Consider the following 17,380-nt stretch of genomic DNA (forward strand, 5'->3'; position numbering starts at 1 on the left):
GCGTTTACCGGAATCACGTTTACTCACCGGCATCCCGCTTCCCTCATGAATCCTACTCGCTTCCTGCCCCTCCTCGTTTTCGCTGCGGCCGCTCCGCACGCGCCGGCCCAGTCGGCTCCGACCGATCCCCGGATCACCAGCTGGCTGGTCCAGCCTTCCCGGACTTACGCGCGTATCTATGAATCCGATGCCGCCAAGGCCGCGGGTAACGCGGTCACCACGTGGAGTCGCGCCCAGGGCAACCAGGCCGTGCCGACCTACGCCGGTGTCATGCAGGTGTCGTACTCCAGCACCTGGGTCTACCTGCGGTCCTCGGGCCTCGGTTACCACGTGATGGGTCCCTGGTATCTGAATACCGCGCGCACCCAGGCGTTTCCCAATTTTCCCGCGAACACGAACGTCCTCTACCGCCTTCCGCGCACGCCGGTCGTGCCCGCCACCAAGGTCCTCACCGGCAACGGCTCGATCGGTTACTCCGTCGATGGCGTGTCGCTGTTCGACAGCCGTGACGCCTTTTCCTACAACAACGCGAGCGGCATGGACGCCTCGCCGGTCAACGGGCTCCGCGGCGATGGCGTCTGGAACCGCGACGCCTACGTGAACGAAGGCGTGACCTTCGACGCCGCTTTCGCGCACCAGGCCGGACCGAACTACCACTATCACGCCAACGCGCCGGCGTTGCGGGCGCAGCTGAACGATCACGTGGATTACGTTCCGGCCACGAAGTCCTATGCGGAACGCACCACGGCGCCCGCGCGGCATTCGCCGATCCTGGGCTGGCTCGCCGACGGCCATCCGTTGTATGGGCCGTACGGATATGCCTCGCCGCTGGACGCCACCAGCGCGGTGCGCCGGATGGTTTCGGGTTATGTGAAGCGCGACGGCACGCAGGGCACCACCGCCCTCGCCACCACCGGCCGCGTCACGCTGCCCGCGTGGGCCGCACTGGCGCAGAATCGCAGTGCGACGCTGACTCCGGCGCAAACCGGTCCCGCCGTCGGCGCGGCGTATCCGCTCGGCACCTATATCGAGGACTACGACTACCTCGGTAATCTCGGCAAGGCGCAGGGCCGGGACTTCGATCTCGATCTCTACAACGGCCGCTTCTGCGTGACGCCGGAATTTCCGCAGGGCACGTACGCCTACTTCATGGCCATCGAGCCGAATGGCACGCCGCAGTATCCGTATAACATCGGCCGCTGGTATTACGGCACGCCCGCCGGTGGCGCGGTCAATGCCGTCAACGAAACCGTCGTCGAGTATGTCCGCGGTGGGCAGGCTTCGGCGCTCACCGTCACCGCCACGCGGAGCGGCGCGGAGGTGGCCGTCACGTGGGCGTCCGTCGAGGGTGGCACGTATGCGATTGAGACCTCGGCGGACAACACAACGTTCGTTCCGCTCGCGAGTGGCCTGACGAGCGTCGGCGCGTCCACCACGCACCGGACGGCCACGACCGCGGCGTACTATCGCGTCACGTTGATCGCCCTGTCCGCCTTCGATGCGCGCGGCACGGGCGGGCTCTCCGGGCTCAATGGCAGTGGCAGCGCGGCCTACGCCGTCGGTGTCTCCGGCACCGCGCGGCTCGTGAACATTGCGACCCGCGCGCAGATCGGCGGCGCCGCCGGTACACCGATCGCCGGCTTCGTGATCAGCGGTGACACGACCAAGTCGATGCTCGTGCGCGCCATCGGTCCCGGCCTCGCGCCCTTCGGCGTCAGCGGTACGCTGGCCGATCCCTCGCTTTCGCTCGTCGGGGGAGCCACCACCGTCGCGACCAACGACAACTGGCTCGCGGCGGATGCGGCGACTTTTTCTGCCGTGGGCGCGTTTGGCCTGACCGGCGGCAGTCGCGATGCGGCGATTGTCGCCAGGCTTGCGTCCGGCTCGTACACGACCCCGGTGGGTGCGGGCGGCGGGAGTGGCGTGACGTTGCTGGAGGTTTACGACGCCGACGGCGGCGTCTCCGGCGCGAATCTCGTGAACGCCAGCACGCGCGCGTTTGTCGGCACGGGCGAGAGCGTGCTGATCCCCGGCTTCGTCGTCAGCGGCACCGGCACGGTGAAACTCCTGATTCGGGCGGTGGGTCCCACGCTGACCAACTTCGGTGTCACCGGCGTGCTGAGCGATCCGCAGATCACACTTCTGTCCGGCACGAGCACGGTGGCCGCCAACGACAACTGGTCGAGCGGTGCCAATGCCGCCGCGATCGCCGCGGCCGCGACACAGTCGGGGGCGTTTGCCCTGGCCACTGGTAGCCGGGATGCGGCGCTCCTTGTCGATCTTGGTGCGGGAGCCTACACCGCCAGCGTCAGCGGTGTGGGCAACACCACGGGCACGGCCCTGGTCGAAATCTACGTGGTGAACTGAGCATGCGCACGGACTGGCAGCCTGCGGCAGAGTCTGGCGCGGACGCGCCCGCGGACTTACGCGTCCGGTCCGACCATCATGTAGCCGGCCGAGCGCACGGTGCGGATGTAACGCGGCTCCTTCGCGTCGTCGCCCAGTTTTTTTCGCAGCGAGGAAATGTGCACGTCGATCGAGCGATCAAACACGTCGTAGTTCCGATCGCGGCATTCATCGAGCAGCGCCTCGCGCGTTTTCACGCGGCCCTTGGCCTTGGCGAGGCTCGCGAGCAAATCGAACTCGACGGGCGTCAGCACGAGGGGCGTCGTATCCATCACGGCCGAACGCGCGTCGAGGTTGACGCGCAGCGGGCCGACAACGAGCTCGGCCGGCGGGGCGTCGACGCCGTTCTTTTCGCTGACGGCGGTCACGGCACTGCGCCGCAGCACGGCGCGGAGACGGGCCAGGAGCTCACGGGTGGAAAACGTCTTCGGCAGATAGTCGTCGGCCCCCACCTCGAGCCCGACGATCCGATCAGTCTCGTCGCCGCGGGCAGTGAGCATCAGGACCGGCACCTGGCTCTTGGCTCGAATTTTCTTCAACACCTCAAAGCCGTCGATGCCCGGCAGCATCACGTCGAGAATCACCGCATGCCATGTCGCCTCCGCGTCCGTCGCGCGTTCGACGCCGTCAGGTCCGGTGTGCACGGCGGTGACGTCGAAGCCGAGGGGCTCGAGGTACGTGGTGACGAGCCGGCAAAGTTTCCGGTCATCGTCAATCATCAGGAGGCGGGTGCGGCCGTCGGCGCGGTCAGACATGGGAAGGTTGTGGGAAAAACTTCGGGCCGGCGCAACCGCGAGCATGGCGCGGACCTCGCCCGGGCCCGCCGTCCGCACGGGGTGCGCTGGGCGCTGGCTGCCGGCTGGCTCGTGGTCGTCACGCCGCTGCTCACCGCCGCGCGGCTCACGATTGCGATTGAGCCGCGCTGGGGGCAGGACGCCCTGACGATTCCGTCCGGGCCCGTCACGACCGATGCCGGCCAGACGCTGCGGGTCACGCGCGTCGCCGCGATCGTTTCCGGTGTGAGCCTGTTGCGCGCCGACGGCGGCACTGTGCGCCTCGATGGGCAGTACGGGGCGATCGATCTCGAGCGCGGAAAGCGTGAATTCACGGTGCAGGAAGTGCCGGAAGGCGGATATGTCGGACTCGAATTCCACGTCGGCGTTCCCCCGGAGATGAACCACGGCGACCCCGGCCGCTGGCCGGCCGGTCATGCGCTCAATCCTCTCGTCAACGGCCTGCATTGGAGCTGGCAGGGCGGGTACGTGTTCGCAGCCGTGGAAGGCGCATGGCGTGCGGGCGCCGCCGAGCGCGGCTTCGTGTATCATCTCGCCACGGACGAGCGGCTCATGACGGTTCGCTTTCGCGCGGACTTCACGATCGCCGGCGACTCCGCCGTGCGGCTCGCGCTCAACCTGGCGCGCGTGCTGGCCAAGCACCGGCTGGAGCCCGACGACGCCAGTGAGTCGACGCACTCCGGCGCCGGTGACGCGCTTGCGCCCAAGCTGGCGGAGGCATGGGAGCGAGCGTGGTTCTGGCTGGGTGCGGCGTCGCGCACCGACGAGACCGGGCGGGCCAGCGCGGGCGCGGAGCGTTCGTTGCGCGCGCGTAGTGACGCGGGACCTACGCCGCGGGCCTTCACGGTACCGGCGGGATTTCCGCAGCCGGCCCTGCCGGCGGACAATCCCCTGACGGTTGAAGGCGTCGCCCTCGGCGCGGCGTTGTTCAACGACGCGCGTCTTTCCGGCAACGGCCGGCAGTCCTGCGCGAGCTGTCACGACGCCGCGCATGCGTTCAGCGACACCCGGGCGCTGAGCAACGGTGCGCGTGGCGAGCCGGGCCGGCGCAATGCCATGCCGTTGTTCAATCTCGCCTGGAACGAGGCCTTTGCCTGGGACGGATCGCAGCCGCGCGTGCGCGATCAGGCGTTCGCGGCGTGGACGAATCCGATCGAGATGGACGGCGTGCCCGCGCAGGTCGTGGCGCGACTCGCCGATGACTCGGCTCTCACGCTGAAATGTTTCGCGGCGTTCGGGCCCGGCGGCCTCACGGTGGAGCGGGTGACGCTCGCCCTCGAGCAATACCTCCTGACGCTCGTGTCAGCCGACTCGCGCTTTGATCGGGCGATGCGCGGAGAGGCCGAATTGACGGTGGACGAGCAACGCGGGTTCGAGTTGTTCGCGCGCGAGTACGATCCGGCCCGTGGCCAGCGTGGCGCCGATTGCTTTCATTGCCACGGCGGAGCGTTGTTTACCGACACCGCGCTGAAGAACAACGGGCTTGATCGCGTATCGGCCGATCCAGGACGCGCGGGTGTCACGGGGGCGGAGACGGATCGCGGGAAGTTCAAGACGCCTTCGCTGCGCAATGTCGCGCTGACCGCGCCGTACATGCATGACGGACGTTTCGCTACGCTCGAGGAGGTCGTCGCGCATTACGATCACGGCGTTGTGCGTAGTGCCGCCCTCGATCCCAATCTCGCCAAGCATCCTGACCGCGGGCTGGAGCTGTCAGCGGCGGATCAACGCGCTCTCGTGGCTTTCTTGCGGACCCTGACGGACGTGGGCTGGAACGCCAGCGGTGACGGGGGAAGGTGAACGGCGAAGGCGGCCGCCTCGGACTTTGCGCAAAGGTCCTAGGACGCGAAGACCGTTGCAAAGATGTAATACCAATCGCTCCTTGCTTTTGGACTTCTGGATCGATCGTGGCTACGAGCGCCAGCGAGTGGCCGTTCGGCCACTCGCTGGCGCTCGTAGCCACGGCTAAAGTCCAAAGGCAAAGGGCGATTGGTATTACCAAAGTCCGCAGTTGGAATTGAACCACGAAGGCACAGAGGCCACGGAGAAGACCGGTTGCGGTAATTGCGTCAGGTCAACGGAACTCACCCTCCGGGTGAACCCGTTCGTCATCTGTTTCCTTCCTTTCACCTCTGTGCTCCCTGTGTCTCCGTGGTTCAACTACGGCTTTTTAGGATGAATCCTTGGGATCGAGCTTTGCGTTTTCGCGCTCAACTCCGCTCCCCGTCAGGTTTCCGCCCCGCCGCGTTCCTGCAGCGCCGCTTCGAGCGGTTTGAGCCACTGGCTGAGCGTGGGCTCGGCGAAGAGCAGGCGGTGGTCGGCCGGGACGAAGTGCAGTTCGGCTTGCGGATCAAGCAGGTCGCTCCACGCCTGAAAGCGCGGGCCGCGATCGGGGAAGATCGCGATCGTGCGGCCGTGGTACGGCTCCGCGACGTAGCGGACCGCCATGCGTCGCGCGCTGTACCAGAACGCGGGCCAGCGGTTCCTGGGCACAATGAGCTGCGAGACCGGGTTGGGTCGGTTGCCGTGCAGATGGACGAGCTTGTAAATCAGCCACTGCTTCACGGGATTGTAGCGCGCGTGCCAATACACGCGTTCCGCGACATAGGTGCCGATGCCGCCCGGCCGGCGGGACAGATGGCGGACGTGACGCGAAATGCGTCCGCGCCACGTTTCATCGAGCGGCGTGACCAGTCCTTCCTGCGCGAGACCCTGGGGTTCGCGCGTGGTGCGGAACGGCTGCATCGGATCGAGGAGGAAAAGCAGTTCCACGGTCTCGCCCTTAAGCCGAAGCTGCCGGGCCATTTCGAGCGCGACCAGACCGCCAAAGGAGAAGCCCGCGAGCCGGTAGGGTCCGAAGGGCTGGAGCTGTTGAATCCGCTCGAGGTGCAGGCGCGCGAGATCGCCGACCGATTCGGCCTGCATGAATCCGCTGCCCTGCGCCCAATGCGATATCGAATACAGCGAACAGGGCGCCTTCCACGTGTCGCGGACCGCGAGGCGCAGGTCGACGTTGCTGAAGAAGAGCGGGCGGCTGCCCGGCACTTCCGCGAGCGGAAACAGGTAATTCGATTCGGATCCGGTGGGAGATCGCTCGTTCGCGCGCGTGACGCGCTCCGCCAGCCTGCGCAGGGTCGGCGCCTCGAACGCCGTCTGCACCGGCAGCGAGATTTTGAAAATGGCCTCTACTTCCGTGATCATCTTCACCGCGGCCAGCGAATCGCCGCCGATGGAGAAGAAATGGTCGTCGAGGCCGACCGTATCCAGTTTCAGGAGGCGCTGCCACACCTGCACGAGGACGGCCTCGGTTTGCGTCATCTCGCGGAAGACGCCGCCGGTGTCGGCGGACTCCGTCGCGGGTGCCGCAGCGAGGCTCTGCCGGATGGCGTTGCGGTCGACCTTGCCGCTGGGGGCGAGCGGAAGTGACGGCAGAAACACGAAGCGCGAGGGAATCATCGCCGCGGGCAGACGCGTCTCCAGCCAGGCATGCAGCGCCGTCGGCGTCAGGGTGTGGCCCGGCCGCGGCACAATTGCGGCGACGATCGAACGCGAGCCCGCGCCGTCGAACCACGTGGCGGCGGCCTGCGCGACGCCGGGATGGCCGCCGATGGCCGCCTCGACTTCGCGCGGCTCGATGCGTACGCCGCGGATTTTCAGCTGATCGTCGTTGCGGCCGAAATACTCCAGATCGCCCGCGGCGTTCCAGGCGACGACATCGCCGGTCCGGTAGACGCGCTCGCCGGTGGCGCCGAGCGTCACGAAGCGCTCGGCGGTCAACGTGGCGTTGCCGCGGTAGCCGCGCGCCACGCCGGCGCCACCGAGGCAGAGTTCACCGCGCACTCCGGCGGGCACGGGTTTGCCGGTATCATCGATGATGGCGATCGTGGTACGGTTGACCGGCCGGCCGATGGGGGCGGAGATCGCGCGGGCGTTCTCGTCGGCGCTGCCCGCAGGGGTCAGGCGATGCGCCGTCGACCACACCGTGGTCTCGGTGGGCCCGTAGAGATTCCAGGCCTGCTCGCCCGCGCGCGCGATCCGACGCGCGAGGGCCGGCGGCACGGGTTCGCCGGTGGAGATGGCGACGCGCACGAGGGGAAAGTCCGGGATGTCGTTCAGGGCGATGGACCAAACGGACGGACCGATTTGCAGGACCGTGACGCCCTGCGTGCGGATGTCGTCGGCGAGTTGCCGCGGGTTGAGCCAGATCCTGCGATCGCGCAGGAGCAGGCTGCCGCCGGCGATCAGGGGCAGGAACAGTTCGGCGACGGAGATATCGAAGCCGATGGTCGAGGCGGCGAGGTAACGATCCGAGGGCGTGAATCCCATCAGGTCGCGCGCGGTGAACAGGAGATTCACGACGCTGTGATGCTCGATCTCCACGCCCTTGGGTTCGCCCGTGCTGCCCGAGGTGAAGAGAATGTACGCGAGCCGCCGGCCGCCTGGGGCGCAGGGCCCCGCCGGCTGGCCGGGCTGGGCCGGATGGAGGTGATCGAGTTCGACGAACTCGGGCGCGGGCGGGCCTGCCTGATCGCGCAGTAGCGCGCGCACCGCCGCAATCGACGGTCGATCGCCGAGCACCAGCTGGCAGCCGGAACTCGCGAGAATACGGCGGTTGCGCGCGGGTGGATCGTCCGGGTCGAGCGGGACATAGGCTGCACCCGCGTGCATCACGGCGAGCAATACGGCCACAAGATCGGCCGAGCGCTGCATCAGGACGCCGATGGGTTGCTCCGGTGCGACGCCTCGCTGCTGCAGCGCGTGAGCGAGCGAGGTGACGCGCGTGGCGAGCGCGCCGTATGATGTGGTGCCTTCGCGGGCGACGATCGCCGGCGCGGCGGGCGTCGCCCGGGCCTGCGCGAGAAACAGCGCCGCGACGTTGGCGGCGAGCATGTCCTCCCCGGCGTGCATCGCGAGCACTGGGCCCGGCGTGTATCCGTTGGCTGGAGTCATGGCGTCGGCGGCAGCGCGCGCGGGCGGAGCCGGGCGCCAAACTTGCTCGCGGGTTCCCAGTGGTACGCGCCCCGGACGGGCAGGCCGTCGCCGAGGGGCGTCACGGTGTGGGCGCGGGCCAGCATGCGCAGGAACACCACGCTCATCTTGAGCGACATGTCGCCGAACGGGCAGCGGTGGTGATCGAGTCCGAAGGGCGCGAACTGTTCGCCGGTGGGCGGCTGGTGGAGGAAGCGTTCCGGGTCGAAGTGAAACGGCGCGGGAAAGGCGTCGGGCGCCTTGTGCGATTCCCACAGGCACACGCGCACGGTCGCGTATTTGGGAATGAGATACCCGTCGAAGACGAAGTCACGCTGGGCCCGCCGCATGAGGCGCTCGCTCTGATCCATGCGCAGCGTCTCCAGCACGAAGGCCTCGGTGAAGGACTTGCCGGGCTGCGGTTCCGCCTGATCTTCCTGCGCGATGCGGTCGAGCATCGCCGGGTGATCGGCGGCGTGCTTGGTCAGCCAGCGAAAGAGCGAGTAGCTGTCGTAGCGGCCGGTCTCCACCATGTAGATGAGGTTTCCCATCATCACGGCATCGGGCATTCCGTCCTCGACCATCCGGCCCAGCACGCTCTGGCGCATCGCGGGCGGGAGCTGCGCGGGATCGCCGGAAAAGCGGGCGATCAGGTAGGCGCGAATTTCGGCGAAGGCCTCTTCCTGCTTCGCGGTGATGTTCCAGACGAGGCCGTAGGGTCCGAGCTTGCGGTAGCCGGCCATCAGCCGGTCGAACGCTTCGGTGCCGGACGTGGCGCCGAAGAACAGCTGAATCATCATCTCGCTCGTGATGGTGCTGAGCGTGGCGATGTAGGCGTCGGCGGCGTTGTGGTGTTCGCCCTCGGTTGCGGCGTAGCGCGCCAGCGCGCGGGTCGCGATCGCCTCGAGCCCGCGCGTGCTTTCCGCGAGATCGTCCGGCTTGATCGCCCGGTTGAGGGATTTGCGGTACTTGCGATGTTCCTCGCCCTGCATCTGGCGCAGGAAGCCGCGGGGAAACAGCGCGCTGACGTCCAGCGTCATCGGCTTCAGGTCGTCACCGTGATCACGGAGCAGGCGCCGGCCGATGGGCAGGCCGACGATGCAGATCCAGAATTCGTTCCAGCCGATCGCCTTGAAGATCGGGCCGAGCCGCGCCGATTGGTTGAGCAGAAAACTGCGCTCGGCCTTCTCGACCTCGTCGAGGCGCACGAGCTTGCCGGGCGGCAAACGATGCCGTGAGACGGCTGCCCGCGCATGCGCGTAAACAATCGAATGATGGGGCAGCCGGCGACGCAGGGATTTCTGGAGATTCGCCAACATGCCGGGGTGCCTTGAATGCCGACTCGACGGCCGATGGTAAATCGCAAACCCGGGTGTATCCCCCGGGGAGTGTTACGTAGGTCGGCGGCCTATTCCTCGCCGTCGTAGTAGTCGGCATCCTGGGCGCGGAAGAATTTGCGCGGGGCGCGCAGGCCCCATTTGTCGGAGTCGGGGTAGTGCCAGTAATCCACCGGAGGATTGTCGGCTACGAGGTAGAAAACGAGTTCGGCGTCGGCGCTGGCGGTGAGTTGATGCGCTTCGCCGGGCGGATGCAGGATGACATCGCCCGCGGCGACGGCGTGTGACTCGCCGCCGGCCCGGACCGTCCCGCCGCCTGCAACGATCAGGTACAACTCCCACTGCGCGGCATGACTGTGAAACGGACAGCCGCTTTCGCCCGGCGCAAAGGTGGTCAGCTCGAGATCAAACGGGTGGCCGCCGAGACCGGTGGGCGTGTTGCGTTTCGCGCCCAGTGCAATCGAGAGCTCCTTGCTGGTGCCGCGGAATTTTTTCTTCGGCGACCCCCACGGCTCCCACGGCAGGCTGTCCGGATGAAGCTTGCGTTGCGCAAAGGGTGAAAGGGGCGGTGCGGGCGGCGTGCCCGAGGGCGTGTAGGGCGGCGCGCCGGCGATCGGTGCCTCCTCACCGTCGAAGTAGCCGGTTTCGTTCATCCGGAAGTAACGGCCCGGTGGACGCAGGCCCCACTTGTTCGAGTCGGGATAGAAAAACGCATCCAGCTCGGGATTGTCGGCGACGATGAGCACCTCGAAATCGATGGCCCCTGAGTTGATCAGCTGGTGCGGTTCGCCGGGCGGGTGGACGAAGACATCGCCGGGCTTCACGGCGTGGCGTTCGCTGCCGGCGCGGACGGTGCCGGTGCCGGCCTGCACGATGAAGAGTTCCCATTGCGCGAGGTGCAGGTGAAACGGGCACACGGCCGCACCCGGCGGAATGCGGCGCACCTGGACGTCGAAGGGATGCCCGCCGCACCACGGTCCGCCGTTGCGGATGCCGCCGAGCGCGACCGAGATGTTTTTGACGAACGAGTGGAAGGTGCGCGCGGGCGAGGCTTGCTCCTCCCAGGGCATCGAGGGCAGGTGGACGCGTTTCATGGGCGGTGGAGTTGGTCTCCGAAGATGGCTTTGGCTTGGTGAACTGGGACCGCGACCGCCCCCGGTCGCCGAAATGGGGGGCGACCGGGGGCGGTCGCGGTCCCGGGAAAATCCGGTGCAGCCGGGACCGTTACTTCTCGGTTTCAATCTTCCCCGGCAGCACGGTGCGCACGGCGTCGGTGAGCTGGCGCGCGGTCGGCAGCTTGCCGCGGAACTCGGCGGGGAGTTTGGGCTGTAGTTGATATTCGGCGACGCCGATGGGATTCGCCTTGGTCTTCAACGCGAACTCGACCTCGAGGTTGTCCTTCTCCGCGCACAGGATGATGCCGATCGACGGCCGGTCGTCGGGGGCGCGTTCCTTTTCGTTCAGCAGATTGAGGTAGAAATCCATCTTGCCGGAGAACTCCGGTTCGAACGGGCCGATCTTGAGATCGATGGCGACGAGCGCCTTCAGGAAGCGGTGGTAGAAGAGCAGATCGACGAAGTACTCCTTCTGGCCGAGAACGAGCCGGTACTGGCGTCCGACGAAGCAAAACCCGTAGCCCAGTTCGAGAATGAAGTCCCGCAGCCGCTCGACGAGCTTGTCCTCGAGTTCGCGTTCCTTGATCGCGCGGCCGATGCCGAGGAACTCGAGATTGTAACTGCTCTTCAGCGCCTCCTCGGCCTGCTCGGCGAGATGCTCGGGCAGCGCGCTGGGGAAGTTGTGCGACTTCTTTTCCTTGAGCGAACGCTCGTAGGCGCCGGCTTTGATCTGGTTGAGGAGCACGTGGCGGCTCCAGCCGAAGCGGGCCGTGGCGAGCAGGTAGTAGAGCCGGGCGCGGGGGTCTTTGACCTTCTTCAGCAGCTCGACGTGATGTCCCCAGGGAATCGTGGCCAGCAATTCTGGCACAGCCTGTGCCAGAATTGCGGCGGCAGCGGTAGGTTTCTCGGCTAGCCCGGTTTCTCTCACAGGCTGTGAGAGAATTGCCAGAGCCGGGCCGCGCGCGTTGCGGCGATTCAGTTCCGGCACAGCCTGTGCCAGAAATTCCTCCGAGGAATATTCCAAGTGGAGCTGACGCATGCGCCAGAGATTGAACGACGAGAAGCCCTTCGTCGCCGGAAACGCCGCCTGCAGATCGCGCGCGAGCTGCTCGACGATCGAATCGCCCCAGCCGAGGATATTTTGTTTTTCGACGATCGCGCGCCCTATGTCCCAATAGAGCAGAATCAGCTCGCGATTGACGGCGCGGGCGGCGGCGAGGCGGGCCGATTGAATCCGCTCCTTCAGATCCGTGATGAAACGGGCGTAGTCCGGAGCGGCGGGAGAGGCGGGTTTCATGCGGGCGCGCGAGCTCAACGCCCGATCCAAACCGGATCAATTCAGAAGCCAAGAAGCCAGGATGGGTTCATGGCTTTCTGGCTTTAGAATTCACTCCTTGGTCGGGCGAGGGCTGGAGGAAGAGAAGAGCAGGAAACCAGGAAACCCGGAGGGGACGGTTTCCGGGGTTCCTGCTCTCTCTAGAACTAAAACAGATCAATTCAGAAACCAGAAAGCCAGGATCCGGATCTTGGCTTCCTGGCTTTCGAATTATACCAATCGCTCTTTGCCTTGGACTTTAGCTGTGGCTACGAGCGCCAGCGAGTGGCCGAACGACCACTCGCTGGCGCTCGTAGCCACGATCGATCCAGAAGTTCAAAAGCAAGGAGCGATGGGTATTAGTTCTGCTGGGCGGCTGCGAACTGCCATGCGAAATTCACCGACAGGTTGAAGCAGGAAACCAGGAACCCCGGAAGAAGTAGGATTCATGGATTCAGGGGTTCCTGCTCCGTCTCGAACCCAAACGGATCGATTCAGAAGCCAAGAAACCAGGATGAGTTCATGGCTTTCTGGCTTTAGAATTTTCTGAACCTAGCCGTGAGGCATGACCGTGCGGACCATGCGCCAGTCGAGCAGGTAGTCGATGGCGACGACCTGATGGACGCCGACGATGAGCCAGAACAGGAGTTGGAAACGGAGCTTGGCGTTCTTGTGTCGAATCCGGCGCTGGGCGAGATACGCCCCGGGCCAGCCGCCGGCGAACGCGAAGAACTGCAGGGCGTTCTCAGGCGCCCGCCATTCTTTCTTCTGCGCGCGCTGCTTGTCGTCGGCGTAGATGAAGTAGGTGAAAGCGGACACCGCCGCGTACCAGCCCACGAGAATCCACCAGCGTTTGCCGTCGGCCAGTTTCCAACTGGCGGCTGCGGGAGCTACCAGGAGCACGGCGAGGAGGAAAAGGTGATTGGGGCGGAAGGAAGCCACGCGCGGTGATCGTTTCCTGCTCAAGCCCTGAATCAAGCCCGATGAATTCAGAAACCAAGAAGCCGGGATCTGTCTCATGGCTTTCTGGCTTTTGAATTCCTTCTTTGTTCGAGCGCGCTGGAACAGAAAAGAAGAGCAGGAAGCCAGAAAATCAGGAAGGGGGATTCATGGCTTCCGGGTTTCCTGCTCAACCGGTCTGCTTCCGTGATCAGATGCTGAATCAAACCTGATCAATTCAGAAGCCAGGAAGCCAGGATCAGCCTCGTGGCTTTCTGGCTATTGAATTCACTCACCTTTGCGGTGCATTTTCGGACGCGTTTCCGGCTCTTGCCAGATCGTCACGCCGGCTATCGGTACCTCGCGCGTGCCCACCAGCATCGTCGCGTTCGCCGGAACGGGTGCGGCGTGTGACTGCTCCGTGGCGTTGGTGGCGATCCAGAGGCCGTCGCGCCAGTCGACGCTGAAGCCTTCGGGAAAATTCTCCGTGGCGACGGCCGCGCGGGCATACACCTCGCGGATCAGTTGGGCTTCGAGCGAACCGCTCGTGGAGTCGACCCCGATGTACGTCACGGCACCGCGCCCGAGCCGGCGCGTGATCGCGGCTGGCTCGCCCGCGTAGGGCTGATCCGCATACGTCGCGAGCGTCTCGGTGTCTGCGCGCGGTGCAAGCACGTCGCCCCACGTCGACCACGCGTGCGACTCGCCTCCGGCGCTCACGTGCGCGCGGTGCGGCGACGGCAAGGTATCATAAAACGCGATGCTCGCGCCAATGAGGTCGTGAATCGGCGCGGCCCACGCCGCTTCCCACAGCTGGCCGCGACGATCCTTCTGGCCGGTGCGGCAGGTGAGCACGAGCTGGCCGCCGTTCTCCGCGTACGCCTGCCAGCGCGCCACGAGGGCGGCGTCGACGAGCTGATGCGCGGGCGCGATCAGGAAGGGATAGGCGGAGAAATCCTTCTCCTCCGTGATCACATCGACGGGCGCCCCGACGCGTTTGAGCGCGCGGTGGTACTTGAGCAGGTGCTCATAGGTGTCCCAGTCCTTGTTCTGCTTGTGATTGTCCAAGTCCCAGCGGACTTCGTAACTGTAGAGGATCGCCGCCTGGCGTCGGGCGTAGGCGGGTGGCGGCGGTGCGCCCGGGGTGGCGACGGCGCGAAGCCCGGCCAACTCGCGCGCGGCCTGGGAGAACTGCATGCCGCCGGCGGTGGGCGTAACGCCGTCGGGACCGACGATGCCTTGGTGATACAGCTCTGCCCCGGAGAGCGGCTGACGATAGCGGTAGGTGCAGACGAACTTCGCGCCGGTGGCGAAGGCCTGCAGGATCCACAGGCGCACCGCGCCGGGATACGGCTGTGGGTTGACCTCGCCCCAGTTCACCTGGCCGGGCTGCAGTTCCATGATGCCGTGCTGGCCGTTGAGCGGGCGCATGAAGTCTCCGGCGAAACCCAGCACGGACGGATCGCCGAGGCGGAAACCGAGCGGGCCGCGGTTTGCGTTACCGTGCACTGGATACAACGTCCACGACACGACGTCGAAGTCCCGGGCGTTCAGCGCCGGATTCACGGCGGGAAAGTGGTGAATGTGGTTCGACGTGATCCACTGCCGGTGTCCGGTGTACGTCCGCAGGATACCGGTCTGGAAACGCAGGTAGTCCGCCGCCGTGCCGGCGAACCAGCGTTGGGCGTCGAGCATGGCGTGCGGGTTGAACTGCGCGGGAAACTCCTGGACGTTGGGGATCCGGATCTGATCGAAGCGCTGGTAGAGTTGCGACCAAAACGCGTTGCCCCAGTCGCGATTCAAGGCGCCGATGTCGGCGTACTTGGTTTTCAACCACGCGCGGAACGAGTCCTGGCACGCGTCGCAGAAGCACGGTTCCTTGCCGTAGTGCGTGAGTTCGTTGTCGAGCTGCCAGCCCCAGACGCGGGTGTCGGCGCCGTAGCGGCGGCCGAGCGCGTGGACGATTTTATCCACGTACGACCGGTAGCGCGGCACGTTCCAGCAGGCGTGCTGGCGGGTGCCGTGCCGCTGCCGCCGGCCGGCGGCGTCGACCATGAGCACCTCGGGACTTTTTTCGGTCAGCCAGACCGGCGGCGCGGGCGTCGGCGTACAGAGCACGACCTTGAGGCCCTGCTCCGCGGCGAGGGCGACGACGCGATCGAGCCAGGCGAAATCAAATGCTCCCTCGGTCGGTTCAAGAAATGCCCAGGCGAACTCGCCGAGGTGGACGAACTCGAAGCCGAGTTTCCGGATGTTTGCGATATCGCGCGGCCATTGGGCGGCGGGCCAGGCTTCCGGATAGTAGTAGACGCCGAGCGTCATCAAGTCGGCGGGCGGAAACGAATACAGGGCGGCCGCGGCGGCGGAAGGCGGGGCAGACATGGGGAGCGCGAGCGAACCGAGCCTGGAGCACGACGCGCGGTAACCGGATCCTCAGAGTGGCTCGTTGATCACTGGATTGGTCAGCGCGCCGATTTTCTCGATGTCGATCGTCACGGTGTCGCCGGCCTTCAACCACACCGGTGGATTGCGCGCGAAGCCGACGCCGTGGGGCGTGCCGGTGAGAATCACGGTGCCGGGCAGGAGCGTTTTGCTCGCGCTGAGAAACTCAATCAGCGTCGGCACATCGAAGATCATGTCGTCGGTGTTCCAGTCCTGCATCGTCTCGCCATTGAGAATCGTGCGGATGCGCAGCGCGTTGGGATTCGGAATTTCGTCCTTCGTCACGAGCACCGGACCGAACGGGCAGAAGGTGTCGAAGCTCTTGCCCTGGCACCACTGGCCGCCGCCGCCGTTGCGCTGCCAGTCGCGGGCGGAGACGTCGTTGGCGCAGGTGTAGCCGAGGACGAAGTCGAGGGCGTTGGCGCGGGTGGCGTTCTTGCAACGCTTGCCGATCACGACCGCGAGCTCGCATTCGTAGTCGACGGAGGTGCTCGCCAGTTTGACGGGCAGCTCGATCGGATCGCCCGGATTCTGCGCACACGCAGGATTTTTCACGAACAGCACCGGGTGCGGCGGCGGGGCGCTGTTGCTCTCGGCGGCGTGCTTCTTGTAGTTGAGGCCGATGCACGGCAGGTAAACGGGGTCGACGGGCGCGAGGGCCTTGCCGGGTTTGACCGTGCGATCGGTGACGCGGAAATCGCCAAAGATATCCCCGCTGATTTCGCGCGCGGAGCCATCGGGTTGGAGCGCGGCGTAGGCCGGGCCGGTCGGGGTGAGGTGGCGAAGAATGCGCATGGTCGGTGGAAGGGGAGCCGAGTTGAAAGTTGAAGGGTGAAAGTTGGAAGACCGAAAGACGGCAGGTCCGGTCCGGGTTTTTTCCGGGTCGGGCTTCGGTTGTCACCCGGCAACTTTCAACTCGATGGCCGGCGCCGCGGCGGCCAGCGTCGGGCATGCCTGCGGCGCCCACCTCACCCCGTAAACTCGTGCTGCTGATCGGCACGGTGAAAGGAGTCTTCCTCTACGAAAGCGACGAGCGACGGACGGACTGGCGTCTGAGCGGGCCGCATCTCGGGGGCTGGGAGGTGTTCAGTGTGTGTGCCGACGAGCGCAACGGCCGCATCCTGGCCGGCACGGGGCATTTCATGCACGGTCCCACGATCCGCACGTCGCGCGATGCGGGCGCGACGTGGGAGCCGGTGCAGCGCGACCCGGCGTTTGCCACGGGTGCGACGGCCGAGCTGAAACACATCTGGCAAATCGTGCCGGGGCATGCGTCGCAACCGGGCACGTGGTATGCGGGCGTCGACGATGCGGCCCTGTTCGTGAGCCGGGACGATGCGCAGACGTGGAGCGAGCTGACGGGCCTGACGAGTCATCCCACGCGGCCGCGCTGGATGCCGGGATTTGGCGGCTTGTGCCTGCATTCGATCCTGGTGGATCCGACGAACGCGCAGCGCCTGTGGGTGGGCATTTCGGCGGTGGGCGTTTTTCGCAGCGACGATGCCGGTGAGCATTGGAAACTCTGCAACGAAGGACTGCCCAACGTCGCGCCGGAGTTCGTCAAGGATCCCGACATGGGCCGCTGCGTGCACAAGATGGTGCTCGATCCCGAGCGGCCCGGGGTGCTGTACATTCAATACCACGGCGGCGTCTTCAAATCGGAGGACGCGGCGGAATCGTGGACGCGGATATCGACGGGGCTGCCGCATGAATTTGGATTTCCGATGGCAATCACGGCGCGCGGCGATCTGTTCATCGTGCCGTTGTTGAGCGACGAGAACCGCGTCGTGCCCGACGGCGCGTTGAAAGTCTGGCGTTCGCGCGATCGCGGCCGCACCTGGCGGGCGATGACCGCCGGCCTGCCGCAGCGGGAGCATTTTGTCGGCGTGCTGCGCGACGCGATGACGGCCGATCGGCTGTCGCCGGCCGGCGTGTACCTTGGCACGACCGGCGGGGAGTTGTTTTATTCGAAGGACGACGGCGACACGTGGGAGAAACTGCCGGCGAGTTTCCCGCGGATCACGTGTCTGCGCGTGTGGGCCCGGTGAGCGACTGGCGAACGAA

The 17,380-nt window shown here is 66.0% G+C and carries 11 protein-coding genes; 3 read left to right on the top strand and 8 right to left on the bottom strand.

The features are described 5' to 3' along the window. The first annotated feature begins 45 nt into the window (after positions 1 to 45). Positions 46 to 2,367, top strand: coding sequence for a YHYH protein (locus tag ACLJEU_RS02060; RefSeq protein ID WP_414664678.1), 2,322 nt, complete (start codon positions 46 to 48; stop codon positions 2,365 to 2,367). Between the two features lie 56 nt (positions 2,368 to 2,423). Here the strand turns inward: ACLJEU_RS02060 and ACLJEU_RS02065 are convergent, their stop codons facing one another. After that, positions 2,424 to 3,161, bottom strand: a complete 738-nt coding sequence (locus ACLJEU_RS02065) for a response regulator transcription factor (protein WP_414664679.1) — start codon at positions 3,159 to 3,161, stop codon at positions 2,424 to 2,426. Between the two features lie 9 nt (positions 3,162 to 3,170). Here ACLJEU_RS02065 and ACLJEU_RS02070 point away from each other — a divergent pair, with 9 nt between their 5' ends. Further along, positions 3,171 to 5,000 (top strand): MbnP family protein, encoded by a 1,830-nt coding sequence (locus ACLJEU_RS02070; protein ID WP_414664680.1) that lies wholly within the window; start codon positions 3,171 to 3,173, stop codon positions 4,998 to 5,000. Between the two features lie 426 nt (positions 5,001 to 5,426). On the opposite strand, the gene ACLJEU_RS02075 is transcribed toward ACLJEU_RS02070, so the two are convergent. The 7 genes from ACLJEU_RS02075 to ACLJEU_RS02105 all read right to left on the bottom strand — a co-directional run bounded on the left by ACLJEU_RS02075 (position 5,427) and on the right by ACLJEU_RS02105 (position 16,111). Next, positions 5,427 to 8,150 carry an amino acid adenylation domain-containing protein gene (locus tag ACLJEU_RS02075; protein WP_414664681.1) on the bottom strand — a complete coding sequence of 908 codons (2,724 nt, stop codon included), beginning with the start codon at positions 8,148 to 8,150 and terminating at the stop codon, positions 5,427 to 5,429. Next, complete coding sequence (locus tag ACLJEU_RS02080) at positions 8,147 to 9,487, bottom strand: cytochrome P450 (RefSeq protein WP_414664682.1); 1,341 nt, start codon at positions 9,485 to 9,487, stop codon at positions 8,147 to 8,149. Before ACLJEU_RS02080 ends, ACLJEU_RS02075 begins: the two co-directional genes overlap by 4 nt. Positions 9,488 to 9,576: 89 nt before the next feature. After that, positions 9,577 to 10,599: a cupin domain-containing protein gene (locus tag ACLJEU_RS02085; protein ID WP_414664683.1), complete on the bottom strand. Its 1,023-nt coding sequence runs from the start codon at positions 10,597 to 10,599 to the stop codon at positions 9,577 to 9,579. Between the two features lie 130 nt (positions 10,600 to 10,729). After that, a complete protein-coding gene (locus ACLJEU_RS02090; RefSeq protein ID WP_414664684.1) occupies positions 10,730 to 11,917 on the bottom strand; it encodes a PDDEXK nuclease domain-containing protein in 1,188 nt (395 codons plus the stop codon). Positions 11,918 to 12,487: 570 nt separating this feature from the next. Then, the gene (locus ACLJEU_RS02095; RefSeq protein ID WP_414664685.1) at positions 12,488 to 12,838 is read right to left on the bottom strand and encodes a DUF1294 domain-containing protein; all 351 of its coding nucleotides are present in this window, start codon (positions 12,836 to 12,838) and stop codon (positions 12,488 to 12,490) included. A gap of 324 nt (positions 12,839 to 13,162) precedes the next feature. Further along, positions 13,163 to 15,256 carry a beta-galactosidase gene (locus tag ACLJEU_RS02100; RefSeq protein WP_414664686.1) on the bottom strand — a complete coding sequence of 698 codons (2,094 nt, stop codon included), beginning with the start codon at positions 15,254 to 15,256 and terminating at the stop codon, positions 13,163 to 13,165. Between the two features lie 51 nt (positions 15,257 to 15,307). Beyond that, a complete protein-coding gene (locus ACLJEU_RS02105; protein ID WP_414664687.1) occupies positions 15,308 to 16,111 on the bottom strand; it encodes a fumarylacetoacetate hydrolase family protein in 804 nt (267 codons plus the stop codon). Between the two features lie 155 nt (positions 16,112 to 16,266). On the opposite strand from ACLJEU_RS02105, the gene ACLJEU_RS02110 reads away from it, so the two are divergent. Beyond that, positions 16,267 to 17,364: a WD40/YVTN/BNR-like repeat-containing protein gene (locus tag ACLJEU_RS02110; RefSeq protein ID WP_414664688.1), complete on the top strand. Its 1,098-nt coding sequence runs from the start codon at positions 16,267 to 16,269 to the stop codon at positions 17,362 to 17,364. The last annotated feature ends 16 nt before the right edge of the window (positions 17,365 to 17,380 follow it).

The sequence above is a fragment of the Terrisphaera buseokensis genome, from assembly GCF_047521145.2.
GTDB lineage: Bacteria > Verrucomicrobiota > Verrucomicrobiia > Opitutales > Opitutaceae > ER46.